Here is a 26,427-nt window from a genome sequence, read left to right as displayed (position 1 = left end):
ATTTTTTAAAATTTAATATTGAATATCTCTACTTTGGTTGGCAAACTCTTCTGAATGTTCGCCTTTTTTTCTTCCGGTTTTTTCAACTTTACAAGCGCAAACTTTAAATTCAGGAATTTTTGAAACCGGATCTAAAGCATCAATGGTTAATTGATTTGCTGAGTTTACACCACCCCAATGATAAGGAATGAAAACAGTATCTTGTCTAATGGTCTCCACGACGTTTGCAGGAAATAATGCACTTCCGCGTCTTGTAGAAACTTTAATTAAATCATTTTCTTCGATACCGTATTTTGCTGCCAATTTTGGATGAATTTCCAATAAAGGTTCAGGATAAAGGTCAACCAACTTCCCGATTCTTCTTGTTTGAGAACCGCTTAAATACTGACTTACCACTCTTCCTGTTGTCAACACAATCGGATATTCTTCGTCCGGCTCTTCGGTTGGTTTTTTGTAAGGAGTCGGGTTGAAATGTGCCTTTTTATCATTGGTATTGAAAACCTTATCTTCCCAAAGCCTTGGTGTTCCGGGGTGATTTTCGGTTGGACAAGGCCAGAAAATCCCGAGATTTTTTTCTACTCTTTCGTAGGTAATGCCGTAATAATCTGCGGCGCTTCCTCTGGATGCAACTCTTAATTCATTAAAAGTTTCTTCACTGTTTTTATAATTGAATTTATCGCCTTCACCTAATCTTCTGGCTAATTCCATTAAGATCTCGCTATCCCGTTTTGCTTTTCCGGGTGGGTCTACAACTGCTCTGATTCTGATAACACGACCTTCCGCAGAAGTTGTAGTTCCTTCTTCCTCTTCCTGTAAAGAACCTGCGAGAATAATGTTGGCGTGACGTAAAGTTTCGGACAAAAAGAAATCAATTCCGGCATAAAATTCCAGTTTTTCTAAGGCTGCACGAACGTTGCTATTATTTGGTAATGAAACTAAGGGATTGAAACAAATCGACAACAAACCTTTGATTTCGCCTCGGTTGATTGCTTCGATAATTTCGTAAGCACTTAAACCCTTTCCTGGCATATCTTCTTCTTTGATTCCCCAGACATTGGCCACAAATTTTCGGTGTTCAGGATTTTCGATATCTCTGTTTCCGGGAAGTTGGTCGCATTTGTGTCCGTGTTCTCGTCCACCTTGTCCGTTTCCTTGTCCGGTAATTGTTCCGTAACCACAATAAGGCTTTCCTATTCTTCCGGTTGCTAACACCAAATTAATACAGCTTGAAACATTCTGAACACCCTTAGAATGATGTTCTATTCCACGAGCATGCATCAGGAAACTGGTTTTTGCTTTCCCCCACATTTCTGCCGCTTTAAAAATCAATTCTTTCGGAATTCCGGTTACTTCTTCGCCCCATTCCAAAGTACACTCTTGTACAGCTTCCGCAGTTTCTTCAAATCCTGAAGTATAATTATTAATGAAATCGTTATCCAGCCAATTGTTATCAATTAAAACTTTCAACATTGTATTCGTTAAAGCAGAATCTGTTCCCGGTCTTAACGGCAAATGAATATCGGCAGTTCTCGCAATTGGGATCTGACGCGGATCAATGACAATGAGTTTGGCTCCATTGTCTCTTGCTTCCCAAATTTTATGTGTTAAAACAGGAAAACATTCGCTCACATTAGCTCCGGTAATGATGATGACTTCGGCATGCGCCAAGTCTGCCCAACTGTTGGATGATCGATCCATCCCGAATGCTTTTTTATTTCCCGCACCTGCACTTACCATACAAAGACGACCGTTATAATCGAGATTTGCGGTTTTCAGGGCAACTCTGGCAAATTTCCCGACCATATAACTTTTCTCATTCGTAAGAGAAACACCGGACAACATTGCGAAAGAATTTTTACCATATTTTTCCTGAATTCTTCTGATTTCTTTGATGACAACATCATATGCTTCGTCCCACTCAATCGGAACAAAACCTTTACCTTCTACCCTTTTGTATGGTGAAAGTAAACGATCCGGATGGTTATCCTGCATATATCGTTGCACACCTTTTGGGCACAGTCTTCCTTCATTAAAAGGGAAATCATTCCATGGTTCGAAACCTACAACTTTTTTGTCTTTCACTTTTAATTGAATTCCACATTGTAAACCACAAAAACAGCAGTGTGTTTTCACCAAAGCATCGGGATTTTGAGGATTTGATCTCACTGTTCCCTTGTTTGGGTAATGCTTGTGGGGTCCGAATACATTAATGATTTCGTCGGCTGTTACGGGTAATTTTGCCATTTCTATTTTATTTTAACCAAAATAAGTTCCTGATTCTTGTCTTGCTTTAAGATGCGCTTTTGCAAGCATTGCTCTTTTTCCTTCGGGGCTGTAATCTAGATAACTTTTTCCTTCTTCATTTTCTAGATTGAAACCTATTTCTTGGGTGATTTCTTTTAAATCTTCTATGTGCATTGAAGTAGTATATTCATCTCCTGTATGCGGACAAATCTGCATTCCGCGACGTCTTCCTTCTATTTTATAGATGTTTGCACCCACTTGTGCAGGTCTTTGAAAAATGTGAAAGAATTTTCCGAAAGGAATCCACATCAGAAACATCGCAACAGTAATTGCGTGAATAATTGCCATAAACTGGCTCATTTTACCTTCGAGATAAGTATAATCAAACCAAATTCCTAATCCTGTAACTGAAACTGCAACGAGTAAAATCAACGGAAGCCAATCTCTTTCAAACCATTGTGTTGCTATTAAACCTTCATCAATAAATCTTCTATGCATCATTATCAAACAACCTACGATAACCATAATCGCAGTCCAGACCAAAATGTGGAAAAAAAAAACTGCAATAAAGGTATCTAATGGAAAAGTCATCACCGTTACTCCCATCATATGTGTTTCGTAGATATCAATAGTTCCAGGTTTAAGCGTAAAGTGCAGCCAACCAAATGTAAGCCCGAAAGTAACTCCAAAAGAAATTAAACATCCGGTAGCTAAAAGAAAATGTCCAAGCCAGCGCATCCTTCCTCTCGGTACAATAAATTTTTGGAATAAAATATTACGAACAGAAAGCCGAATGACCTCTTTCATATACACCGGATAATCTTTGCTAAAAATGAATTCCCAGGTACGTTTCCAATATTTCTGTGTCGCAGGACGCTGCTTCCAAACAGAATGGTGATAAACCACACCAAACGTCATACTGATAGTTCCGAAGAAATAAATAATTAGCGCAGCATCGAAATTTTGCAAATTGACCGAACCTAATATGGTAATTGCAATTACTACAAACGTTGCTATTATTGCATTGATAAATGCTTTTTTGTTGATGTTAGTAAAAATGCTGAACATAGCTAAGAATTTTAAGTAAAACCTTATTAATAATCGATGACGACTTATTTTTTCTTTAACAAAGATACAGTAATACATCCTTAAATAAGATAAAAACATCTTATTTAAAATTATTCTAAAGCAATAAGTTTTAAATAATACAAATCATTAATTTGATAATCAAATAATTACAAATAACATGATTTACATCATATTGAAAGAATTAAAGATTTTTTTTTAAAATCAAATTAGAACTGAAGATACATTCACATTATATCAACTACTGAAGTGTTGATATTTTTGACGATTTTTTAAAATTTTGAATGAAGAGATGTATGAATTAAAAAAGTAAACGCCTGATAACTTATTATTATCAAGCGCTGTTTGGCTTTAAATTGGAAAAGACGGTCAAATTGACCACCTAATTTCGGAGTAAATTGACCACTGATTTCGGAGCAAAGTGACCACCACTTTCCGGTCCAAAATGACCACCTGTTATCTGGGTTATATTTGAGATAAAAACGACTTGATTTTTTCATGATGTTAGCGTCATACATTCGTTAAAAAAAGCGGATTATGGCAAATAAAATAACAGACATGAGTAAGATTAGAAAAGTCATAAAATTCTACAGTACTGGAAAGAGCAAGTTATTTATAAGCAGCTATTTATCCCTTTCCAGAAATACCGTAAAAAATACATCTCATTATATGAGATCCTGGGCTTAAACCTTGATGCGATCAATGCCAAGACAGACGCCGAGCTGGAACTTTTGTTTTCCAATACCACCGTCCAGTCCATCAGCCCCAAACTACAATCCCTGTACGATTTTTTTCCCAAGATGGAACGTGAGCTCAAAAAGGTAGGTGTCACGGTAAATCATATGTGGGAGCAGTATCTTGTACTGTATCCTGATGGTTTTCAGAGTTCACAGTTCCGGCATCATTACAAGATCTGGGGCAAGCGTGTGAACCCGGTGATGCATATGAATCACAAATCCGGTGATAAGATGTATGTCGATTATGCAGGGAAAACACTCTCCATTATTGATAAGGAAAGCGGGGAGCTTAAAGAAGTTCAGTTTTTTGTAGCTATTCTGGGAGCAAGCCAGTACACGTATGCTGAAGCCTCTATGAGCCAGCAGAAGGAAGATTTTGTACGTTCTGTAGAAAATGCCATCCGCTTTTTTGAAGGCACACCGGCAGCGATCGTTCCTGATAATTTAAAATCCGCAGTGATCAAAAGCAGCCGTTTTGAACCCACCATCAACGAGACCCTGGCCGATCTGGCCGAACATTATGAAACGACCATCTTGCCTGCCAGGGCTTACAAACCGAGGGATAAATCCTTGGTAGAGGGAGCGGTCAAGATCCTGTACAGAAGGATCTACGCCAACCTTCAACAGGGATCCTGCGGCCTGGATGAACTAAATAGTGAGATCTGGGATCTGTTGGACTCTCATAACAAACGCAAGCTCACAGGACGCCCTTACTCCCGCTACGAGCTGTTCTTAGAGGACGAGAAGCAGCAGCTGCGCCCACTGCCTGAGCGTCGTTTTGAGATCAGGTACCAATCCTTTGCAACAGTGATGCAGAACGGGCACGTACAGTTGAGCCGGGATAAGAACTACTACAGTGTTCCGTACCAGTATATCAAGAAAAAGATCAAGATCCTATACACATCTTCCACTGTGGAGATCTACTATAAATACAACAGGATCGCGATGCACAGACGCAATTACAAGCCTTATGTCTACACGACCATTACAGAACATTTAGCCAGCACCCACCAGTTCGTGGCCGGATGGAGTGCTGCCCGCTTTATCGATTGGGCAAACAGTATTGATACTGCAGTGGGAGAATATATCCTCCAAATTATCGACAGTCGGAATCATCCCGAGCAAGCTTACAAAAGCTGCCTGGGAATCCTGAACTTCGAAAAGAAAGTAGGAAGAGAGCGATTGATAAATGCCTGTAAACGGGCATTGGATTTTAAGATCTACAGCTTTAAGACCGTACAGAAGATATTGGAGAACAATCTGGATCAGATGATCGATCCGGAAAAAGAAGAAAAGGAGCAGGAACTGCCTGATCACGGCAACATCAGAGGAAAACAATATTATCATTAAATATCAACAGTTATGAACGAACCGACAGTGAGCAAAATGAAGCAAATGAAGCTTTACGGCATGCACAATGCCTTTAAGACCGCTATTGAAAGCGGAAGGACAGACCATTATACCCTCGACCAGTTTATATCGATGCTCATCGATGCCGAATGGGATGAGAGGCACAACAGGCGCATAGAGCGAAGCATTAAAAATGCTAAGTTCCACTACAAATCCAGTATTGAAAGTGTCAACTTCGATGACACCCGCAATCTCGACCGTAATCTGGTAATGCGTCTTGCAGGATGTGAGTTCGTAGAGAAAAATGAGAATATCCTGATCACAGGAAGTACAGGCGTGGGTAAAAGTTATCTGGGAACTGCGTTGGGTTATCAAGCCTGTATCGAAGGCTTCAAGGTCAACTATTTTAATACTTCCAAGCTGTTTGCCAAATTAAAAATGGCAAAAGCAGACGGATCATACCTGCGGGAACTAGCAAAAATACAAAGACAGGATGTGATCATCCTTGATGATTTTGGTCTTCAGGCTTTGGACAGTGCCAACAGGATAACCCTGTTGGAGATCATAGAAGACCGTCACAATAACGGATCCATCATTGTAACATCGCAGATCCCGGTGCAGGGATGGTATGATATTATTGGTGAAAAGACCATCGCTGATGCTATTCTGGACAGACTTATCCATCAGTCTCACCGACTAGAACTCCAGGGGGAATCTATGAGAAAGAAGAGAGGAGTTAACAGGGAGTAATTAATTATTATATTTGAATATTAATTGACACATGAAAAGCAAGAGTTTTTATCAAAATTAAGGGTGGTCAATTTAAACCGAAATTACCTGGTCACTTTGAATTGAAATTGGGTGGTCAATATCACTGGAATTTACACTTAGTTTATGTAAACAATATTATTGTTTAAATTTACGAGTTATTGTTATCATATTTCAAACAGTTACTCTTCCTAGCATTTTCACATAAGTCTAGAATACTTTTTTATATTTCCAATATTTATTGAACGATGGATATGACATCATTATTCATTCAAGATAATACTGAAAGAAATAATTATAAAATTGATAGAATTATTCAACATTGGATCAGAAACGAAAATCTTTACCTCTAAAAATACATCGCAACGCATTTTAGAAAAAAATTGAATTCGAAGACGGCCGTCATCCAGTCAAACTTCTTATATATTACGATTTTAAATAATTCTTGTTGTTATACACTTAGAAGATTTTGAAGCTGTCAGAGGTTTAATTAAAATAAGCGACACTGCTTACGTTCACAATTAAATTGGTAAATCAGTTCATAGATTGAGCAATTGTTGAGAATCGAGATAAGAATTAATTTATGATTTCGTTGTTAGTCTGGTAACTGAACACCACCGTTACCAGCAGGATTCATACATCCTCCACTAATATCAATTATATTTTTTAAATCTTTCCAACCTCTGGTTCGAATAGCACAGAATATTTTGATCTCTTTATTAGGATAAACTTTCTGAAGTTCTAATGCCGAGGCCATGGATGTTCTACCTAATGTCAGAATATCGTCAACCACAATAATGGTTGGTTCTGTAATCAATACCGGAGTTATTACTAAACTGTCTTGATGTGCCTGCACCGTATTTCTGGTTTCTGCGTGAAATTGGCCACTTGATTTGGGGATTGCATACTTGCGTTTAAGACAATCGGCTACACTTTCGCCCAATCCATTACTGACAAATGTTTCACAAATGATCCTTGCAGGAAAAACAGCTCCTTCAACCAAAGGTGTACTTCTTGGTACCGGGACTAAAGCTGAGTTTGCAAAATATTCCGATAGATCGGCTTCTTTTATTCTCTGGCTTAATCTCGTACTGAAGCTTACATCTCCGTTTTTACAGGAACCGGCAACCGTCCTTGAAGAAATTTCAATCTCGGCCTTACCTCTTGGAGAATAGGCCAAGAATGTAAGGAACTCAAAAGACATACTCTTTCTTTGTTGTTAAATAGGGAATACTTTCAATTAAAAATTCAAAGTTATCATTGGTCAGTACCTGTGCACCATAGCTTAGCATTTCTTCTGCCCAAGAAATTTTTTCATTAAGGACATTTTCCATGATGAGCAGTTGTCTGCCTAGACGAAGCGCTTCCCAACCTTGATGTTTTGTGCCACTTTTCTCACTTGCCTCAATGATGATCGTCGCATCACTTATCAATGCCATTGTTCGGTTTCTTATCGGGAAACTTTTTGGTGTTACGGGATAGTTTTCCGGAAACTGCGAGATCAGCAGATGATTTTCAGCAATGAAATCCTGAAGGTCTTTATTTTCAGCAGGGAAATATTTATCAAGAGGTGTTCCGATAACTCCGATGGTGCGACCATCAAATTCAATGGCAGTTCTGTGTGCGATCGAATCGACACCTTCAGCTAAACCGCTAACGACAGTGATATCATTTTGCACCAACAGCTTTGCGATTTTCCTTGCTCTTCTTATACCTAGTTCAGAAACCTTCCTGGAACCAACGACCGCTACCCTTCTTCCATTTTCCAATAACGAAAAGTCCCCTTTGTAAAATAACTCTTTGGGACTGTTTTTCTTCTCAACGGTGGTCAGCTTATCGTAATATTCGTTAAAAGCACTGATCTGCATAGGAACTCAAGATTTAAATGAATAATGTAAATATAGTTTTTTTACCCTATAAATACAAATTGAAAAATATTATTGATCACGTAAAGTAGTACTACAATAATTTAAAGAGAAGTCATATTTCTCATAATAAACCGGTAAAAAGGCAGCTAAGGTATATCGGTCATCCATTTCTTCACCCAGCCAAAAGACTACGGCATAAACGGTTTCCTCCCTGAAGGTACCCTCCAATTATTCCGTTTCCTTTTAGCTTTCCCCTTTGCCCGCTAAGATTATCTGCTTTCTTTTTTCCGGTTTTTCTTTTGAAAAATATTCAGCGAAGCCCAAAGGGCTTTCAGAGAAAGGACGGAGAAGAGATTGAGAACAAATCAAAATGTACAATCTTTAAAAACCTACGGTTATGAACATTATCGGAAGACTGACAAGGGATGCGGAAGTGCGCAACTTGCCAAATGAAAAAAAGGTAGTTAATTTTTCAATTGCTACAAACGACAACTATCGCAACAAGCAAGGCGAACGGATCGAACAGACCACGTATTTCGAATGCGCCTATTGGATCTCTCCAAAAGTAGCGGACTTTTTAACTAAAGGCACTTTGGTAGAATTAAGCGGGAGAGCCTACACCTCTGCATGGTTAGGAAAAGACGGAGAACCTCATGCAGGATTGAATTTCCACACCTCACAGATCAAGGTTCACAGCAGTAGTAAACGAACTGAAAACAAGTTTACTGAATCGAATAAAAAAGATAAGAAGGAAATTTCTAATTCTAGATCCAACGACAGTGACAAGGATGACGATCTCCCATTTTAAAACAATCAAATATAATTTTCTAACAATCAAAACATCAATGTCATGGCACATAATTTAAATTTCAACAACAGAACAGGAAAATATTCATTTTTCAGCGTAAAGGAAAAAGCATGGCACAACTTGGGGCAGGTCGTAGAGGAATACCCGACAAGTGAAGAAGCCATCAAATTTGCAGGACTTGACTACGAGGTCGAAAAGTTACCCCTTTTTACAAAAGGTGCAGGAATTATCGAAAGTACCAACGGAATAGAAATGATCGATTCAGAATTGGAAGTCCCGAACTATTTTGCCAATGTCCGAACGGATAACAACACCGTTTTAGGTGTCGTGGGAAAAGATTACCATATCGTACAAAACCGTGAAGCCTTTTCATTTTTTGATTCAATTGTAGGTGGTGGAAAAGATATCTTGTACGAGACTGCAGGAGCTTTAGGAAATGGAGAGCGAATTTTTATCACCGCCAAATTACCCGACTATATCCGTGTTGGAAATGGTGACGATATTACGGAAAAATATATTTTCCTAACCACCTCCCACGATGGGAGCGGAAGCATCACCGCCGCATTTACCCCTGTACGCATTGTTTGCCAAAATACCCTAAATGCTTCTCTGAAAAATATGAGCAATGTGGTACGGATCAGACACACGGCAGGCGCAAAACAGCGTTTGGAAGATGCTCACAAAGTCATGGGATTAGCGAATAAACTGAGTACTGAATTGGAAAGCACGTTTAATCATTGGGCAAAAATAAAGGTCGGTGATGATGAAATGAAAAAGCTGATCCAATTGGCACTCTGCCCCAATAAAGAAACTTTAAACCATTTGCAGAAAGGAAATTTCGATGACGTTTCAACAGTTTTTAAAAACACCGTTGATGATGCCTTTGCCTATGCGATGATCAGCGAAAGCCAACAAATGGAGACAACAAAAGGAACTTTGTTTGGTGCTTACAATGCTGTTACAGGTTACTTTCAGAATGTCAGAAGTTACAAGGATAACGAAGCCAAACTTCAGTCCATCGTCTTGGGAGGAACTGCACAGTTAAAGTCTCAAAAAGCTTTTGATCTATGTGAAAGTTTTGCCCGATCTGGTGCAGAAACCTTGATCATGAATTAATTAAAAATTTTAAAAGTTATGTACGGGAAATTTAAGTCTCTGCCGTACGAGAGCAATACCTATGAAATATAATATTGTCAACGAGATAAAATTAAGCTATTCAAGAAAAGGAAATTCTGAAAAAGTAGTCGGTAGTTCAAGGGATGCCGTTGATGTATTCCGTCAGCATTTCGACCATGAAGAAATGGATTACAGAGAATCTTTTTTTGCATTGTATCTCAATCAGGCTCACAAAGTTTTAGGAATCAGGAAAATTTCTGAATCGGGAATTTCTTCTACGGTGGTCGATGTTCGTATCATCTTGCAGGCGGCACTGCTTTGTAACGCATCAGCTGTGATACTCGCACACAATCATCCATCCGGAAATTTGAAACCTTCTGCCGATGATCTGAAAATTACGCAGAGCATTAAAAGTGCATCCGAATTTTTAAACCTTAAATTACTGGATCATTTCATTCTGACATCAACCGATCATTTATCATTTGCCGACGAAGGTCATTTATAAATGAATTCATATTAATAGCAAAATACACGGCAATATTTTTATTGTCGTGTATTTTCAAAATTGGGCGAAAAGACAATTCCTTCGGGTGGTCGGAAACGTCTTTTCGCAAAAAGTAGGGATACAACTCTTATGTTATGCCTCACAAAACCTCCCTGCTTCATAAAAGTTGTGAGCCTGTGTAGATTTAATGTTTTATTAAATGATCAATCTATTTAGTAACTGTTAACACATTTTCCTGGTACTAAAAAATTTGACGAAACATTTGCTAAGTGATATAATACATGATCATAAAAGCTGCGTCAACACTCCAAGACAATGATTTTACGTGAAGATTAAAATCCTCTAACATTCTTAAGAAGGTCGTGAGGATAGCCTAAGGAAATTGCACTTAGCCTATTCAATTTTTGTATATGATCATCAGACAATTTTATAGTGGTTGACTTTAAAGCATCATTAAAATGATCAATACTACGAGCTCCGATCAAAGGGAAACCACCCTTTGATAATACCCATGCTAAAGCCACTTGTCCTGGTGTAACTTCCAGTTCTGCTGCAATTACAAAAAGTTCGTTAATAATTTTTTCTACAGTTTCATTTTCCTGATAATCTTCATTCGAATTGCGATTTATTCTGCCTGTCTCTCCTTTTCTGTATTTACCTGTAAGCTGTCCTCCTGCTAAGGGAGAGTACATCATTGTGCCGAGACCAAAATGTTTTGCCATCGCAAAAAACTCTCTATCTGCAGTGCGTTGTAGCAAATTATATTCAATTTGTATGGCGGATAATTTTATAGAAGATGCAATCGCAGAAGCTTTCCAGGCTGGAAAATTTGTCAGTCCTGTATATAAAACTTTCCCACTGCTTACAAGATCTTCCAGACCTCTTGTGATTTCATCAATCGATGTGATGCCATCATCGTAATGTGGCATATAGATATCAATATAATCGGTTTTCAATCTTTTGAGACTGGATTCTATCCCCTGTCTCATTGCCTTGCGATGATTGCCAAAGTTACTGATAGAAGCATTGGCCTCACTGCTTCGCGTATATTTTGTACAAATAATAAAGTTGCTGCGTTGATCCTTTATAAATTCTCCTATGATCTCTTCTGATTGACCCAATTGATAAGCATCGGATGTGTCTATAAAATTACCTCCAGCATCTGCATATGCAGTTAATATTTCTTTAGCATTTTCTGGCTCGGTTCCATACCCGCTTCTTGTTCCAAAACTGGCAGCGCCCAAGATTATTTCGCTTGCATACAATCCCGTTTTTGTTCCAAATAAATTATATTTCATATTGTTAATTATTACTGTACAAAATTAAATGCAGCAGATATAACACACAAGTACGGCTGAATTTACCTATATCAGAAATATTTTTTTATTACCTACATTTGAATCATATTAATAGATAATGTACAAGAAAAAAATACCGGTTTCACTGGATTGCGGACTGCACCTTTTTATGGAGATCATGAATGGAAAATGGAAGATCAGTCTGATATGGTGTGTCTATTCTGGTATAAAGCGTCCTGGTCAACTGCAGCGTAAGATGCCGAAAGCATCCAGACGAGTATTAGATACACAATTAAAACAGTTGATGGATCACGGAATCTTAACTAAAATAAACTATAACGAACGTCCTCTAAAAGTTGAATATGAACTGACCGAATTGGGTAAATCATTAATTCCAACAATTAAATCTACTGCTCAATGGGGTGAGGATCACCGTGAAGAACTGGAGAAATTAATTGATAGCAACCCATAATTAGTAATTGATCTCTTGAAAAAGAGCAATTAATCGACACTAGAATTTTAATATTAAGTTAGTCTCCTCATCAAAAAACGGCCTGGTGTAAGACCAAGCCGCTGGAAGTCAATGAAAAATTTTAAGATGCATTGTCAAATTCAAAATCTACTCTTCTTTCATTTCCAAAACTATCTTTGATCCAAATACTGAACTGATGGGATTTGGAAGCTTTAGATGTATAGTAAAGTCTGAATTGTTTTTGCTTCAATGGATACTCGTCATTCGGTAGATATGGTGGGTCGCTGTAATATTGAAGTTGACCAGCTCCTTCATATTGAAAATACCTAACACTGTACATTGTTCCACTAAAGTTCGAAGAAGTCAATAGTGAAATGCGAATTTCTACCGTTTCATTCTCAGCTATTTTACCAGGAACAGGCATTATTTGGGCTTCAAAAGGAAAGTCCTGTTGAATTTCCAGATCGTTGTCCTGACAGGAATTAAAAACAAAACTAATTAAGAAAATTGCCATTGAATACTTATATAGTTGCAAGATCTTTTTGTTGATTACATTTTTCATTTTACAAGCTTTTTTAAAAATTAAATCGCATTCCGAAACCAAACAAAGCGTGAAACTCACCGAGCTGACTGTTCTGCAAATAGCGCAGCTGCCCATTGACCAAAAAAACACAGTGGTCTGTCAGATAACTTTCGATAGACAGTTTTCCATTTGCACCATAGATGAAATTCTCGGTTGCATTAATAATAGAGCCATCATACATCATTTCAGTTCCCCTATTGATCTGCTCATAACCTACAAGCCCTCCTAAACCCAGATTGATGTTGACATTCCGCATCAGATCTCCCCACACATAGAGACTGTAACCCCCATTGAAAAGGAAAGTATCAATCGGGATATCGTAATGGGCATACTCGTAATACTTTCTGCTGTATTCGGCCAATCCGAAGAGGTAATTACCGTTTTTGGTGTAAGAAATAACACCTGCACCTAAAACGTAATTTTGCTTTTCAGGAGATTGTGGAAATACTGAATATGAGATTTCGAATCCTTTTTGCTTAGGGATCATTTGCTGAGCAAATGATTGAATATTTATTGTAAGTAGTAATGCGGTTGTTAAAAATATTCTATTCATCTTATTTTGTTTTTACGTTTAAACTGCTGATCAGCCTGGCATGGATCAGATCGGTATTTTCAAGCTGAACCTTCTGATGCCTTCCGCCATTCTTTTCCAGAATTTCAATTTCCAAGACCTGATCCTTTAAAAGGGTAAATTGATCTAACAAGTAAATTCCTAAAATGTCAGAATGATGAATTGCCGTCATCACCGGAAAATGGATCCGAACCGGCTCTAAGAGTCTATCCTGAACGACCGTTCTTTTTAAATTCTTTTTATCGATAATTTTGAAATTTACCAGGTCAATTTCGTATGACACGTTACTGCTGTTTTTAACCTCCATGGTGAAAAAGAACTTGCTGTCATTGACGTGCAGTGCCCGGACTGAAAACTGGATCCCATAGCTTCTGGAAGTGATGTGTTTGATGGTTCTTCTGCTTTTTGCATATAGATTTTCCAAGATGAGCTCTGTCAGGGAGGACGAACTTCCCTTGAGATCCTCAAACAGGACATCCGCAATATACTGGCGCTCATTGCTTCTCTGCATCTTTAAAATGTCATAGCTGAGTGCATCAGGATATGAACTGTAAAACACATCGAAGCTGTAGAACTTTCCGTCTTCGGTGATCACCGAAAAATTGGTTTCTTCTTCGAAGTCCCGGACTGCCGATTTGATCCGAAGAACATTCCCCACAGGTTCTGCTTTGTTCGCAATTAGAAGATCACTCCCCAAGTCAACATATCGGATTGGAGAAGGAAAAAGCAGGTGCGAGGTTTTATTGTAGGTGACCTGCATTTTGTAGGGCTGTAATCTAGCCTCTTCTAATGGAAGATTTGTAAAGATAGAATCCTGAGCCAGTGATCTGCCTGAAAAGAGCACAAACACGATCATCAATAGATAATGGTTTTTTATTTTATTCATTTTATTGTTTTTTAATGGATTATTTTTTTGGCACAAGCAAAACCAGATGGCCCGCTTTTACCTTTACTTTTTGTTGTCTGACCCGTTTCTGGAAATAACCCGACAACCCCTGCACCACTCCTCTGCTTAAATCCGCCGCGATCTGCTGACCTGCCGACTGCGTCATCATAATATTGGTACCAGAAGTTTGCCCCATACTGCCCACAATGTCGGTCACAGCATTTTGCTCCGGTGAATAAGGAACATATAAGCCGAGCTGACCATCATTGTCATGAACATTGATCTCTACAGGATAAATGCTGCCCCGATATTCTATCGACGAAATTTTCAATTGCAGTCTCCCACCCTGAAATTTGCCTGTCGCTTTAAGCAATGTTCCTGCAGGAATTTTGGTATGAGCCAGAAGCATACTTTCCAAGAGTCTTATCGATAATGTACTTTCATTGGTCATCGTCATTGACTCTTGAACAAGACCTTTGATCGCATTTTTTGATTGTTTTGAATCATTGGTTTTATCCTGAGTACCAAACAATCTATGATCATTCAGACCAGCCAGAAAGGCACTGTCTGATGGCTCTCTGTATAATGAAGAGACAATATTTAAGTGAGCTGATTTTACTGCTGTGAGCTGTACTTTATTTCCAGAAGGCTGCTTCACATCCTCTTCTCTTGATACAGGATCTTCCTGCTTATTACTTTGGGGAAGGTATTTCGCAGCCATTTGGTAGGATTTTTCCATCAGCTCCAATTGGTCATTGACCCCAAGACTTGCAGGAACAGCATTGTTCTGCAGAGCTTCATTCTTTAATCTGGATATTTCTTTCCTAAGATTATTCACTTCCTGATCATCCCTGCTGTAGAAGGAACCTAGTGTCTGCTGCGCATTGCGATAGCTGTTAACTGCACTCGGATTAGATTGTGACAAACTATTCGGATTAGCAGTCAATGACGTCTGATCAGAATTTTGGTTTAGGTTGTTTTGGTCAGTCCAGTAATCAGACAAGGTGGTCATCGCATTTCTTTTCTCTTCATTCTTTTGCTCCAGCAGCTGCTGCTCATAAGCCTTCTGTTTGTCAGATTGCAGCTGATCGTCCTTTGCCTGTGGTATTCCCGCATTAAATCCGGATTCATCAACAATTTTATTGTCCTTGGGCTTGAAGATGAGGTAGAAACAGCCTGCACATACCGCCGCCATTAAAAAATAGATCAGCGGTTTCTTTATTCTCTCCCATTGCAAATTTTGAAGTCCTTGTGATTCGTGTTCTAATTGCGGTGATTCGCTCTCAGTGATCTTGATCTTATTTGGATCTTTCATCGGTCTGTTTTTTAATGGTTGAGCCCACTTTGTTATCCTTTGCTGATCTTTCCACAGCAGTATGATCTGAAATGGTCGTAATATGACTGATCGACATCGTATTGGTTTTATTTCCGGTTGAAATAAAAATGCTGATAAGAACCAGTAAGGTAACTACGGCATAACCGACAAAAAACAGCTTGGTAAAAAACCTCTGGCGTTTCCCCGGGAGCGCTTTCCATTTTCTGTCTGCAAGCAAAATATGCTGCTCTATTTTATCTTTTATTTTTTTCATTGTTCTGACTTTTAACGTTCAACAGTTTCAACATCTTTATTTTCAAGCACATTGAATTTTTCAATCGTAAATCCCTGGGGATTGCTGTCTGACCGCACGGAGTTCACTAGCGAACAATTGGTGATCAGACTTCGTATCGTCAGATTGCTGGATCGGATAATGTACTGCCTTGCAAAGGTCTTTACGGTGTAAGGATAGTTATTGAAATCTGCCACAACACTGTCAACCTCTATCCTCTGCTGGATATTCCCTGAGATGATCCGGTTGTAATATCCTTTCTCCTGCAGGTCTTTGTAGTAATCGAATGCAGACTTGTCTGCCAGATTGAAAGCTCTTTTAACATTGCTTTCAATGGCATTTTTATCCGGCGCCACTGTAAAGAACAACTCGTGAAAACGCCTTACATGCTCCCTGGCCTCTACAGGCCTGTTGATCGACATATCCTGTGACAGAGCCACCATCAGCGATTTGCCGTTATCCAGTACGTAGATCTTCTGTCGCTGTTCTTCTGCAAACTGATAGGACTTAAAAACGACCACGCCTACCACGGCAAAACAGAGCACCGCAAAAACGAATGTAAATAAGCGGATCTGCTTGAAACTGCTCTCTATATTTCTTAAAGTTTTAAATTCCATTGGATCGTATTTTTATTTTAATAATCTGCCTGAGATATTACCTGTTGCACTGCCTGCTGCTGCTCCCGCAATATTTCCTGATTTTGTGGCGGTCTGGTTGACATTGCGCATAAAGTTACCGGCGCCTCCTGCTTGAATGACCCATCCGGTAACGGTTGGAACCGTAAAATATCCGATGATCCCGATGATCATATAGATGATGTAAACCGTGTTAGAAGTATCAGGAATGAAGTTCGGATCTGCCAGCATCTCAATATCCCGTTCCAAAATGAGCGATTGTATCTTGGCTAAGATCGAACTGAAAATATCCGCAACTGGTAACCACAGATAGACACTGATGTATCTGGTGAGCCATTGGGTCAGTGTACTCTGAAAACCATCCCATACTGAAATGGCAAAGGCGATAGGTCCCAATATGGACAGTACGATGAGAAAAAAGGTCCTGATCGTATCAATGACCAAAGCTGCTGACTGAAACAGGATCTCCAGAAACTCGCGGAATCCATCCCTGATCTGTTTCTTGATATCGAACATTTCTCTTTCAATGTACATCCCGGACATCGTCACCAGGTCTGATGGGGACCATCCCAGCTCTTCCAACTTTTTATCGAATTCCTCATCCGATATCAGATAGGCCATTTCGGGATTTCTGAGCATGGCTTCCCGCTCCAGAAGATCTTTTTTATGCTGGAGGTCGTTCAGATCCAGAACCTGATCCTCCAGCATCGAATGACTTCCCTGAACGATCGGGCTCAGCACGCCATTGATACTGCCCAGTACCAATGTCGAGAAAAACATAATACAGATACCGATAGCAAAGGGTCTCAGCATCGGAAAAAGGTCGATCGGTTCGGCACGGCTCAGTGATTGCCATACCTTGATGGCCACATAGAACAATGCACCCAATCCTGCTACGCCCTTTGCAACAGCCGCCATGTCTGCACATAACGGCATCATTTCATCATAGACCGAACGAAGTACTTCGTGTAAATTACTCGGTCCCATCTTACCAGTATTTTTGGTTTGCAGTACCATATAGATTCAACACTCTTTGGATATTGTTCTGTTTTTTTGCTCTTAAGTAGCTTACAGAAATATTCTTGTTCGTGTAGTATCTGACAAGATTATGATACTCTTTGACCTCCTTATATACACGGTCGATCACATCCATTCTTTCTTTGTCATTTAAAGAAAGTCCATTGGCCGTGATGATCTCCTTCAGTTCTTTCAGCAGTTCTGTACTTTCCGTAAGCAACGCCGAATAGCCGTTGGCGATCGCCGTCAGTTCCTGCGCGTTGAAGTTGGGATCGTTGAGCATCTTACTGAAATTGGTAACGTAAATTTCTGATACGTCGCCGACCATCAGCACTGTCTGCTGCACTTTCCTGGCATCTTTGACCAGATTGTTGATGGCTTTCAGTTTGTCATAATATTCCTTTCCCTGTTCATAGACCTTCTTTACTTCGTTGAAATTTTTAACGACATTGGAAACCGTTGATGAGGTCTGCACAATTTCATTGGCAGAGTTTAAAATGCCCGACGCCAGGTTAGCAGGATCGGTCACTACGAATTGCGCCTTCGCAAAAGTTGCGGTAGCAAGAATGGCTACCATTGCTGTTTTGATGATGAAATTTTTCATTGTTGTAAAATTTTAAATGATTGAATTAATTGTCTTTGCTAGATTTGATTCTCCTAAGAGAGATCCTCTTAATGGCATGCTCTACATTGCCGTCAAGTTCAGAGGCGAGATTCATCACCTCCATCTTCTCTGTCTCTTCAGTAGTGTATGCCAGATATTCTTCGGTGGAAACTTCAGTGGCATAGACGGCAGAGTGCGTTCCGCCCAATCCGATCCAGACTTCCTTGTAGAGTCTTTTCGGATCGTTGTTCATATTGATCGAAAGCACCTGAGATTTCTCTTTGTCAGTCAATCCCAACATTGCCTGGATATCATCGAACTTGTTCATATACTTGCGCTGATCCAATAGGATCTTGCAGTCTGAATTATTGATAATGCTTTCTTTGACGATCGGCGACTGGATGATGTCATCCACTTCCTGGGTCACCACTATGGCTTCCCCGAAAAACTTCCTGACCGTCTTGAACAGGTATTTGATGTACTCTGCCATCCCTTCTTTGGCAATGGCTTTCCATGCTTCCTCAATGAGGATCAGTTTTCTGATGCCCTTGAGCCTTCGCATCTTGTTGATGAAGACCTCCATTATGATGATGGTCACGATAGGGAACAGGATCTTGTGGTCTTTGATGGCATCGATCTCAAACACGATGAATCTTTTGGACAAAAGGTCAAGCTGCTTTTCTGAATTCAAGAGGTAGTCGTATTCCCCTCCTTTGTAATAAGGCTCCAGCACATTGAGAAAGTTGGCAATATCAAAATCTTTTTCCCTGACCTTCTTTTGTTCCAGAACTTTCTGATAGTCATCTTTCACGTACTCATAGAATCCGTTGAATGAAGGAAATTTACCACTGTGTTTGATCTGTTCAATATAGCCGCTCACGGCATTGGACAAGGCCACTTCCTCTGAACGGCTTGGTGGTTCATCATCCCTTTTCCATAGTGTGAGGATCAGGGTCTTGATGCTTTCTCTTTTTTCAATATCAAAGACACCGTCATCGGTATAGAATGGATTGAAGGCGATCGGATTGTCTTCTGTATAGGTAAAATACACGCCGTCCTCCCCTTTTGTCTTGCCCTTGATGAGCTCACACAATCCTTGGTAAGAATTTCCGGTATCGACTAGCAGTACGTGCGCACCCTGCTCATAGTACTGTCTCACCATGTGGTTAGTGAAAAAAGATTTACCGCTTCCTGAAGGTCCCAAAATAAATTTGTTCCGATTGGTAATGATCCCCTGCTTCATCGGGAGATCGGAAATATCCAGATGTATGGGTTTTCCGGTCAGACGGTCAGCCATCTTGATCCCGAAGGGTGAAGGTGAATCCTGATAATTGGTTTCCTCCGTGAAGAAACACAAGGCCGGTTCAATGAATGTGTAAAAGCTCTCCTCGCTTGGAAAGTCACCGGCATTTCCAGGAATCCCTGCCCAATACAGGGTTGCTGTGTCCGTCGTATTGTGGCGTGGTTTGCATTCCATCAAGGCTAAAGCACTGCCTGTATCATTTTTAAGTTGTTTGAGTTCAGAAGGATTGTCCGACCACGACATTATATTGAAATGGGCACGGATGGATTGAAGACCGTAAGAGTGCGCTTCGTTGAGGTATTTCTCGATCCATTCCTTGTTGATCTGATTCGCCCTGCTGTATCTTGCCAGTGAATGCATGTTTCTGGCGGACTTTTCAAACTTGGTCAAGTTTTCATCGCTGTTATCAATGAATAGATATTGATTGTAAATGTGATTGCAGCTCAACAGAAGTCCAACGGGAGAAGCAAATGAAAGCAGGCAGTCACTTCTGTCGGTACTCAGTTTTTCGTATCGGCTGTGTGATGAGACCGTACCTGGCAGATCATCCGTATCCGATAAGGTATGCATACTGATCCGATTGTTGCCGATGCGCATTTCTTCCGATCCTAGTTTGATATCTTGTAGCGATGGATTGGCTTCTCTTGACAGGGTCAGGTACTGCTCCAATATTCCTGACTGGCTTTCGGTTCCGGAGATTTCATCTTCAGTCATCCGTTCCAGATGAATATAACCGCTGTCATTCATAATTCTTTCAAACTGGTCGACAGCTTCCATAAAGCGGCTGATCACTTCTTTGTCTTTGATCTCCTTTGGGATCAGTTTTCCTTTGCACAGGGACGAAAAGTTGCTCTGCATCCGCATTCGTTCTTTACTGGTTTTCGTGATGAACAGGTAACAGTAATGGTTTAAAAAAGGTCTCTCATTGAAATGTCTTTCAAAGGATTTTGACAAAAAGCTCTGGTCTTCTCTGGACAGATCAGGATTGTAGTTTTCTTTGATAAACCAGTCCTGTTTGTGGACGACCGTAAAATCAGGCAGAGTCTTGATGGCCTTAAACCAAGCTGAATGCATCGCTTCATATTCTGCCGATGCCACTGTAAATAGTTCTGGAAGTCTGACCTTGAAACAAACCGTGACATCCGCATCTTTTGAAATAATACATTCTTTTTCTATCGCAAGCAGTGGAAATTTACTCTCCAGGGTTGCGGCTTTGGAGGTATTTCTCATGCAGAAACTTTTTGACGGTTAATTTTCAGGTAGCGATAGATGCATTTTCGACTGATGATGTATTTGGGATGCTTTTTTTTAGCGCCTAATTTCATCAAGCCGTGCTCGCCGTATTTTCCATTCAGCGAGAAGGTCTGCCAGATTAGTATGGCACTACTTGCTCCGCCAATCGTAAGGCAGAGATAGGTATTGACGCCAGCCATATACATAATCATAACGAATACGAGTATTCCCAATAATCCCCCTGCAAAAATGAACAGGTACTGTGCTTTTAATCCTTTGAACTCGACCGTCCTTCCGATGCCTTTGTTGATATGATAGGTATTCATAGTCATCATTTTAAAGGAAGAATGAACGAAGGATCGTTGCTGCCACGATCAGGAAAATACACGCTCCGAACCAGCTTGCAGCGGTCTTACTGGTGTCGGGGTCACCACTGCTGAACTTATTGTAGACCTTGACCCCACCTATCAGCCCAACGACTGCTCCGATCGCATAGATCAGCTGGGTGGCGGGTTCAAAATATGAGGTGACCATTTGGGTTGCCTCATTGATTCCTGCGGTACCATTGCCTTGGGCAAAGGCACTCGTAAATGCTAAAAAGGTCAGACCTAATAGCAGTAGTTTTTTTCTCTGTTTTTCCATTTTATTATATTTTTTAATTAAACATCATCCTTTCGTAGGATCTTGAATCAAAGATGTAGACTAATAATTGCTAAAAACAGAGATGACCTCGTTTGGAATAGTTTTACCTTGATAGACTTCGCAATCAATAAAAAATCTAGTAGGGGTAATATTTAATACTTATTTTTATGTCACAAAACAATATCAATGAATACAGAATGGTTAAACCTGAGACCACTTAGTGGAGATGTGAAAAATGGCTTTGAGGAACTGGTCTGTCAATTAGCACGAAATGAAAAAATTGCTAATCAAAAAAAATTTATTAGAGTAGCTGCACCTGACGGTGGCGTTGAATCCTACTGGGTTCTTAATAATGGTGATGAATATGGCTGGCAGGCTAAGTATTTTACATCAATGGATGATGCTCAATGGGCACAATTAACAAAATCATTTACCACCGCACTGGACAAACATCCCAGACTTGTTAAATATTTTATATGTGTACCACTGGACAGAGCGGATCCTCGTATTCCGGATAAAAATTTTTTCATGGACAAATGGAACACTAAAGTAGCTCAGTGGAAGAAAATAGCTAGTGATCAAGGTCGTACAGTAGAATTTGAATATTGGGGAAGCTTTGAACTATTAAATCTTTTAGGTCAACCGGAAAATCAAGGAAAATTTTACTTTTGGTTCAATAAAGAAGAATTTACAGATAAGTGGTTTAACGATAAGTTAGAAGAAAGTAAATTAAGCCTTGACAAACGTTATACTCCCGAACATCATGTAGATCTGCCGATATCTAAGATTTTTGATGGTATTGCCAGAGACAATTACTTAAAAAAACAAATTATTGACGTTTACAGAAATTTGGCTAAAACGTTACGGAATGTCATATCCATCGAAAAAGACGAAGATTCGACAGAGCTTCTAGAAAAAATAGAAGCTTTATCTATTTCAATAAAAGAGCGTTTTAATTCGATTGATTATACAGCTTCAACCCCAATCAATACAGACAAGATGATTCAGGAGCTAACTGAATGTATGGATCACTGTAATAATCTTCGATATGTTTTTCATCAACTTGATCATGAGAGCAAACGCGAAAGAGAAGAAAAAGGACAATATGTAAGCCCGGCAAGTAAATATGGTAGACAAGTAAGTTATTGTAATAAAGTTAGCGATGCAATCTATGATACTATTGATTTTCTAGAACATCCCACCCTCATATTAGCTAACAAACCTGTTATGATTCTGTCAGGAGAAGCTGGAATAGGAAAATCTCACTTATTAGCTGATATCGCCGATAGAAGAAAGAAGCGTAAGCAATATTCTCTGCTTTTGTTAGGTCAGCATTTTTCTACTACCCAAGATCCTTGGACACAAGTTAAAAAACTACTTCAAATAGATTGTACCAAAGAAATTCTATTAGGCGCACTTAACACAAAAGCCGAAACCACAGACTCTAGACTTGTGATTTTTATAGATGCTATTAATGAGGGTGAAGGAAAGAATGTCTGGAAAGATCATATTCATAGTTTCATCAACACGGTATCTAAATATCCACGTATAGGCTTAGTTTTCAGTGTGAGATCTTCTTACGAAAAACTTCTTATTGCTTCTATTATTTATAGCAGTAAATCTGCATTAAAAGTGGATCATTATGGATTTGCTAATCACGAATATGATGCAACAAAGTTATATTTTAAGAATTATAATATAAAGGAACCAAGTATTCCTCTACTTCACCCCGAATTTTCAAATCCGTTGTTTTTAAGATTATTCTGCGAAGGACTTCAAAAGAAAGGTTTACAGGAAATCCCTCCTGGTTACGAAGGAATATCGGAAGTTATTAATTTTTTCTTAGGAACTATTAATGAAAAACTATCCGAAAAATATGACATTCCATTAGAACTGAAGGTTGTACAAAATATTGTGCAAAAAATAGCAGAAGAGATTATGGAAGCTAATAATTCATATCTAACCTTTGATACCGCATTTCACATTGTTACTAACCATAAGATTACCGCTGCGATCAAAAATAAATCTCAGTTTTTTCAAGATATCATCTCTGAGGGTGTTTTGACAAAAAATTTATACTATAATAATGGAACATCTTTCGATGGTGTTTACATCTCCTATGAAAGGTTTAGTGATCATCTTATAGCTAAAAATTTTATTGAGAAATTTCTTAATAAAGAAAAACCAAAGAAAGCATTTTTAGATGATTCTAAATTTGTCAAAAGTCTTAAAAAATTTAGCGAAAAATTAGGCAAAAGGTTTGAGCCAAGGAAACTTTTCGAATTAGTTAAGACTGAAGATAGTACTGATGATAACCGTGGAATTGTCGAAGCATTATGCATCCAACTTCCTGAAATTACTGGCAAAGAGCTTTTTGAACTTGCACCACATACTAAAAATTTTCATTCTGTTATTTACGGAACTATGGACAGTATTATTTGGCGTCAGCCAAACACTATAACAGAGCAAACAAAGGAATATTTAATAACAGTTGCTTCAAGTAATAACCATTATGGTAACTATTTTCTAGGCATCATTCTGCAAAATTCAGCGAACCCAAAAAATTATTTTAATGCTGATTATCTTTATAATAGTCTTTGGAAACTTTCGATGGCTAAACGGGATGCCATGTGGCTTCCATACATTCACGGTAAATACCCTGGCAGTGATTACAAGCCATCACATATAAAGCGTATCATTAATTGGTCCTGGAATGATGATGTGAAAAATCACGTTTCAAGTGAATCCATAAAGTTGCTTAGCCAAACCGTCATTTGGTTTTTGGCGAGCTCGGACAGGGTTCTTCGCGACGCTTCCACAAAAGCTCTAGTATGTCTTCTTGAAAATAGAATTCCTGTTTTAATAGAGCTTTTAAATAAATTCAAAGATGTAAACGATCCCTACATTTCACAACGAATCTATGCGATAGCTTTAGGATGCGCCGTCAGAACAGAAGATAAGAATTCGCTAAAAGATTTAGCAGAATGTATTTATGATAACATCTTTAGTGAAGAAAACGTTACGCCAGACATTCTTTTACGAGATTATGCCAGAGAAACAATTGAGTATGCATCCTTTCGCGGGCATAAATTTGCTTTTGACATCGAAGTAACTAAACCACCTTATAAAAGTCTCTTGCCTGATAGTTTTCCAGAGAATGAAGAAGTTGATCTTTATGAATTTGAATACGGAAATAAAGATTATAAAGACCATTACAGAAGTCAAAACCGTATCTTAAACTCGATGGTAACTGAATATGGAAGAAGCAGAAGTTATGGTGATTTTGGCAGATATGTATTCCAAAGTGCAATGAGAAACTGGAGGGTCGATGAAAATGAATGGAGTAATTTAGCCGTTAAATGGATATTTGAGAAATATGGTTACGATGTAAATAAGCATGGTCCGATTGATGTTAATATTGAAAATAGCGGTCGGCATGATCATAAAAATGAACGTATCGGCAAGAAATATCAATGGATTGCTTTTTACGAAATTTTAGCTGTTATTGCTGACAACTATGAATTTTTCGAAAATTCTTATTCAGAGGATGCTGAAGCACTTTCCTATGAAGGTCCATGGTATCCCTACATTCGAGATATAGATCCAACTATTGTGATGAAAGATAATCCTCAGAATAAAGGGAAGAAATTCTGGTGGTTCCCGGTAAATTATAGAATTGCTGAAGTTCCAAACGCAGAGTGGATTTTTGATAGGCAAGATATACCTAATTTACAAGACATTATAAGCATTACGGATAGTGACGGAACTGAATGGCTGGTACTTGAATCTTCCCCGGAATGGATTGACCCTTTAGCTGAAGATGATGACGAGTATAGTACACCACGGAAAAAATTTAATTATTTTCTTAGTAGCCATATAGTTCAGAAAGATGAAAAGCAACAAATTATCGATTACCTTAGTAACAGGTCGATACGAGGCAGTGGACTGACCGAAGTTGATACGAGATATCAGTTGTTCAGTAGGGAATTTTATTGGTCTGAAGCAAATAAGTTTTTTACAGATTCTTGGACTGATCTATATCGTTCCGGTCCACCCCATACTTATGTAGGAAAAATATATAAAACAGCAATTGATTATAGCTGGTCCGAAGAATATGATTTTTCTAAATCCGAACGTATTTCATTTTTTAAACCTACAGAACTATTGTTCGATATTTTAGACCTTGAATATGGAAAACAAGAAGGATATTTTGTAAATAATAACAATGAAATTATTTGTTTTGACCCAAACAGCTCCAGCGGCACTATATCAAGCTTAATAGTTAGAAAAAAAGAATTAATTGATGCTCTAAATAAAAATAATTTAGATATTATCTGGTCGTCACTAGGAGAAAAACTAATATTTGGTGGTGATTTCAGGAAAGATTGGGTAGGTAATTTAGAGATCTCGGATATAATTTATTTGGACGATACACAAAATCTTAGTCAAGTCTCATTTATTGAAGAAAATAGATAAAGAAAGAAAGAATAATCGGGAACTATAAGAAGTTCCCGATATCAAAACCATCTGCATCATCTTTACGCTTGAAAGAAATTTCATCATCTTCATTCGAAATACTCTGGCTCAGCAAATTAGCAACTCGCTTTGATGCATCACCTAATGAATTTTCTAAAAGATCAAAAAGCTCGGTTCCCTGAATTTTCTGAATGATGTGAACTGCTTGTTGCTCTAAGTCAGGCTCCAGCACATCTTGCTGAAGCAGCTGTCCCGCAGTACTCAATTCCTGAAAGGTAACCCCTGTGGCAAACCCGCTTTCTATTTTAGAATCATCCTGGTACTGCCAGTCTTCTTCCTCGTCTTCCCAATCATTATTTTTGACCAGTATCTCGTCAAGTTCTTTCTTTGAAGCCGTATTTTCAAATACCTCCTCCTTGGTTTCTGAATCAAAATTATTTGCTTTTAGTACGATAGATTTGTTCTGGCTATGATCAGCATCAGATGGCTGTAACTTTCTTTCTTCTGTCTTTGTTTTTCCCATAATAGAGGGCACAGTTAGGTGAGCTTCGGCACTTTTTTCCTTTGGATGCTGATTTGTAAATTTCCTATCCCAAAGTAGTAGGATGATAACTAATA

The 26,427-nt window shown here is 38.8% G+C and carries 24 protein-coding genes; 7 read left to right on the top strand and 17 right to left on the bottom strand.

The genetic code is table 11. From position 1 onward, the window contains the following. Window positions 1–12: 12 nt before the first annotated feature. Window positions 13–2,244, bottom strand: coding sequence for a molybdopterin oxidoreductase family protein (locus BT156_RS07620; protein ID WP_072408786.1), 2,232 nt, complete (start codon window positions 2,242–2,244; stop codon window positions 13–15). A 12-nt stretch (window positions 2,245–2,256) separates the two neighbouring features. Continuing rightward, window positions 2,257–3,312, bottom strand: a complete 1,056-nt coding sequence (locus BT156_RS07615; RefSeq protein WP_072408784.1) for an MFS transporter — start codon at window positions 3,310–3,312, stop codon at window positions 2,257–2,259. A 749-nt stretch (window positions 3,313–4,061) separates the two neighbouring features. On the opposite strand from BT156_RS07615, the gene istA reads away from it, so the two are divergent. Next, window positions 4,062–5,417 (top strand): IS21 family transposase, encoded by a 1,356-nt coding sequence (istA, locus tag BT156_RS07605; protein ID WP_228430047.1) that lies wholly within the window; start codon window positions 4,062–4,064, stop codon window positions 5,415–5,417. Between the two features lie 12 nt (window positions 5,418–5,429). Continuing rightward, window positions 5,430–6,167 (top strand): IS21-like element helper ATPase IstB, encoded by a 738-nt coding sequence (gene istB / locus BT156_RS07600; RefSeq protein ID WP_047378082.1) that lies wholly within the window; start codon window positions 5,430–5,432, stop codon window positions 6,165–6,167. A gap of 613 nt (window positions 6,168–6,780) precedes the next feature. Here the strand turns inward: istB and BT156_RS07595 are convergent. Beyond that, complete coding sequence (locus BT156_RS07595) at window positions 6,781–7,389, bottom strand: type I phosphoribosyltransferase (protein ID WP_083582313.1); 609 nt, start codon at window positions 7,387–7,389, stop codon at window positions 6,781–6,783. Next, the gene (locus BT156_RS07590; protein WP_072408779.1) at window positions 7,379–8,053 is read right to left on the bottom strand and encodes a DNA-processing protein DprA; all 675 of its coding nucleotides are present in this window, start codon (window positions 8,051–8,053) and stop codon (window positions 7,379–7,381) included. The genes BT156_RS07595 and BT156_RS07590 overlap by 11 nt, the downstream gene beginning before the upstream one ends. A gap of 397 nt (window positions 8,054–8,450) precedes the next feature. Between BT156_RS07590 and BT156_RS07585 the strand changes: the two genes are divergently transcribed. The 3 genes from BT156_RS07585 to BT156_RS07575 all read left to right on the top strand — a co-directional run bounded on the left by BT156_RS07585 (window position 8,451) and on the right by BT156_RS07575 (window position 10,482). Next, window positions 8,451–8,861, top strand: a complete 411-nt coding sequence (locus BT156_RS07585) for a single-stranded DNA-binding protein (protein WP_072408777.1) — start codon at window positions 8,451–8,453, stop codon at window positions 8,859–8,861. 42 nt (window positions 8,862–8,903) lie between these two features. Beyond that, window positions 8,904–9,977: a DUF932 domain-containing protein gene (locus tag BT156_RS07580; RefSeq protein WP_072408775.1), complete on the top strand. Its 1,074-nt coding sequence runs from the start codon at window positions 8,904–8,906 to the stop codon at window positions 9,975–9,977. A gap of 61 nt (window positions 9,978–10,038) precedes the next feature. Then, complete coding sequence (locus BT156_RS07575) at window positions 10,039–10,482, top strand: JAB domain-containing protein (protein WP_072408773.1); 444 nt, start codon at window positions 10,039–10,041, stop codon at window positions 10,480–10,482. Window positions 10,483–10,814: 332 nt separating this feature from the next. On the opposite strand, the gene BT156_RS07570 is transcribed toward BT156_RS07575, so the two are convergent. Then, window positions 10,815–11,726 carry an aldo/keto reductase gene (locus BT156_RS07570; RefSeq protein ID WP_262484301.1) on the bottom strand — a complete coding sequence of 304 codons (912 nt, stop codon included), beginning with the start codon at window positions 11,724–11,726 and terminating at the stop codon, window positions 10,815–10,817. Window positions 11,727–11,898: 172 nt separating this feature from the next. On the opposite strand from BT156_RS07570, the gene BT156_RS07565 reads away from it, so the two are divergent. After that, window positions 11,899–12,252 carry a winged helix-turn-helix transcriptional regulator gene (locus tag BT156_RS07565; RefSeq protein ID WP_072408769.1) on the top strand — a complete coding sequence of 118 codons (354 nt, stop codon included), beginning with the start codon at window positions 11,899–11,901 and terminating at the stop codon, window positions 12,250–12,252. A gap of 121 nt (window positions 12,253–12,373) precedes the next feature. Here BT156_RS07565 and BT156_RS07560 read toward each other — a convergent pair whose 3' ends face one another. The 11 genes from BT156_RS07560 to BT156_RS07510 are packed head-to-tail and all read right to left on the bottom strand — an operon-like array spanning window position 12,374 to window position 21,333. Then, complete coding sequence (locus tag BT156_RS07560) at window positions 12,374–12,814, bottom strand: TraQ conjugal transfer family protein (protein WP_072408912.1); 441 nt, start codon at window positions 12,812–12,814, stop codon at window positions 12,374–12,376. A gap of 13 nt (window positions 12,815–12,827) precedes the next feature. Beyond that, complete coding sequence (locus BT156_RS07555; RefSeq protein WP_072408767.1) at window positions 12,828–13,388, bottom strand: conjugal transfer protein TraO; 561 nt, start codon at window positions 13,386–13,388, stop codon at window positions 12,828–12,830. Between the two features lies 1 nt (window position 13,389). Then, a complete protein-coding gene (gene traN / locus BT156_RS07550) occupies window positions 13,390–14,292 on the bottom strand; it encodes a conjugative transposon protein TraN (RefSeq protein WP_083582318.1) in 903 nt (300 codons plus the stop codon). A gap of 19 nt (window positions 14,293–14,311) precedes the next feature. Next, window positions 14,312–15,607 carry a conjugative transposon protein TraM gene (gene traM / locus BT156_RS07545; RefSeq protein WP_072408766.1) on the bottom strand — a complete coding sequence of 432 codons (1,296 nt, stop codon included), beginning with the start codon at window positions 15,605–15,607 and terminating at the stop codon, window positions 14,312–14,314. Continuing rightward, window positions 15,591–15,881, bottom strand: a complete 291-nt coding sequence (locus BT156_RS07540; protein WP_083582312.1) for a hypothetical protein — start codon at window positions 15,879–15,881, stop codon at window positions 15,591–15,593. The genes traM and BT156_RS07540 overlap by 17 nt, the downstream gene beginning before the upstream one ends. 11 nt (window positions 15,882–15,892) lie before the next feature. Beyond that, a complete protein-coding gene (gene traK / locus BT156_RS07535) occupies window positions 15,893–16,516 on the bottom strand; it encodes a conjugative transposon protein TraK (RefSeq protein WP_072408764.1) in 624 nt (207 codons plus the stop codon). A 12-nt stretch (window positions 16,517–16,528) separates the two neighbouring features. Continuing rightward, window positions 16,529–17,521, bottom strand: coding sequence for a conjugative transposon protein TraJ (gene traJ, locus BT156_RS07530; protein WP_072408762.1), 993 nt, complete (start codon window positions 17,519–17,521; stop codon window positions 16,529–16,531). A 1-nt stretch (window position 17,522) separates the two neighbouring features. Further along, complete coding sequence (locus BT156_RS07525) at window positions 17,523–18,155, bottom strand: DUF4141 domain-containing protein (RefSeq protein WP_072408760.1); 633 nt, start codon at window positions 18,153–18,155, stop codon at window positions 17,523–17,525. A gap of 25 nt (window positions 18,156–18,180) precedes the next feature. Beyond that, complete coding sequence (locus BT156_RS07520; RefSeq protein WP_072408758.1) at window positions 18,181–20,688, bottom strand: TraG family conjugative transposon ATPase; 2,508 nt, start codon at window positions 20,686–20,688, stop codon at window positions 18,181–18,183. After that, entirely contained in the window at window positions 20,685–21,017 is a 333-nt protein-coding gene (locus BT156_RS07515; protein ID WP_072408908.1) for a DUF4133 domain-containing protein, read from the bottom strand. The genes BT156_RS07520 and BT156_RS07515 overlap by 4 nt, the downstream gene beginning before the upstream one ends. Before the next feature lie 10 nt (window positions 21,018–21,027). Continuing rightward, window positions 21,028–21,333: a DUF4134 domain-containing protein gene (locus BT156_RS07510; RefSeq protein WP_072408757.1), complete on the bottom strand. Its 306-nt coding sequence runs from the start codon at window positions 21,331–21,333 to the stop codon at window positions 21,028–21,030. Window positions 21,334–21,519: 186 nt separating this feature from the next. On the opposite strand from BT156_RS07510, the gene BT156_RS07505 reads away from it, so the two are divergent. Continuing rightward, window positions 21,520–25,809 carry an NACHT domain-containing protein gene (locus BT156_RS07505; protein ID WP_072408755.1) on the top strand — a complete coding sequence of 1,430 codons (4,290 nt, stop codon included), beginning with the start codon at window positions 21,520–21,522 and terminating at the stop codon, window positions 25,807–25,809. A gap of 22 nt (window positions 25,810–25,831) precedes the next feature. Here the strand turns inward: BT156_RS07505 and BT156_RS07500 are convergent, their stop codons facing one another. Continuing rightward, window positions 25,832–26,332: a hypothetical protein gene (locus BT156_RS07500; RefSeq protein WP_228430044.1), complete on the bottom strand. Its 501-nt coding sequence runs from the start codon at window positions 26,330–26,332 to the stop codon at window positions 25,832–25,834. Between the last annotated feature and the right edge of the window lie 95 nt (window positions 26,333–26,427).

Origin of the sequence: Chryseobacterium limigenitum (assembly GCF_900114875.1) — a bacterium.
Lineage (GTDB): Bacteria > Bacteroidota > Bacteroidia > Flavobacteriales > Weeksellaceae > Chryseobacterium > Chryseobacterium limigenitum.
Note: the sequence above shows the minus strand (reverse complement) of the source record. Positions and strands in the feature narration are given on the sequence as shown.